Origin of the sequence: Tenacibaculum sp. IB213877 (genome assembly GCF_034043975.1) — a bacterium.
Taxonomy (GTDB): domain Bacteria; phylum Bacteroidota; class Bacteroidia; order Flavobacteriales; family Flavobacteriaceae; genus Polaribacter.
In genome coordinates this window covers 1-768 of record NZ_JAXCHH010000038.1, presented here as the reverse complement: position 1 = coordinate 768, position 768 = coordinate 1, and the positions used below count along the sequence as shown (strand labels likewise).

Annotated in this window: 1 protein-coding gene; it reads left to right on the top strand. The window is 46.2% G+C overall.

Going from position 1 to position 768, the window contains the following annotated elements; genetic code table 11:
* A partial coding sequence (locus tag SLH33_RS12980; protein ID WP_320419542.1) for a hypothetical protein occupies positions 1–768 on the top strand: 768 nt, incomplete at both ends.

The window sequence follows — 768 nt, the reverse complement described above, 5'->3', positions numbered from 1 at the left end:
ACAGGAAGCGTAACAGTTCCAACGACAGAAGATACAATCTCAGGAGAGGCGGACGAAGTATTTGCAGCAACGGGTGCAGTTACCAGCGGAACTACCACCGGAGCCGTAACCGAAGGATCGATAACGGTACAAGATGATGATAGTGCTCCAACGGTCACTATTGGAGATGTAACAGTTTCAGAAGGCGATAATGCGATTGTTCCAGTAACCTTAAGCAACCCAAGTACAGAAGACATTACAGTAGAAGTAACGGTAGACGGAGTAGTTTACACGGTAACCATTACAGCAGGAGATACAACAGGAAGCGTAAGCGTTCCAACGACAGAAGATACAATCTCAGGAGAGGCAGACGAAGTATTTGCAGCAACAGGAGTTGTAACCAGCGGAACAACAGGAGCGGTAACCAACGGATCGGTAACGGTACAAGATGATGATAGTGCTCCAACGGTCACTATTGGAGATGTAACAGTTTCAGAAGGAGATAACGCGATAGTTCCAGTAACCTTAAGCAACCCAAGTACAGAAGACATTACAGTAGAAGTAACGGTAGACGGAGTAGTTTACACGGTAACCATTACAGCAGGAGATACAACAGGAAGCGTAACAGTTCCAACGACAGAAGATACAATCTCAGGAGAGGCAGACGAAGTATTTGCAGCAACAGGAGTTGTAACCAGCGGAACAACAGGAGCGGTAACCAACGGATCGGTAACGGTACAAGATGATGATAGTGCTCCAACGGTCACTATTGGAGATGTAACAGTTTCA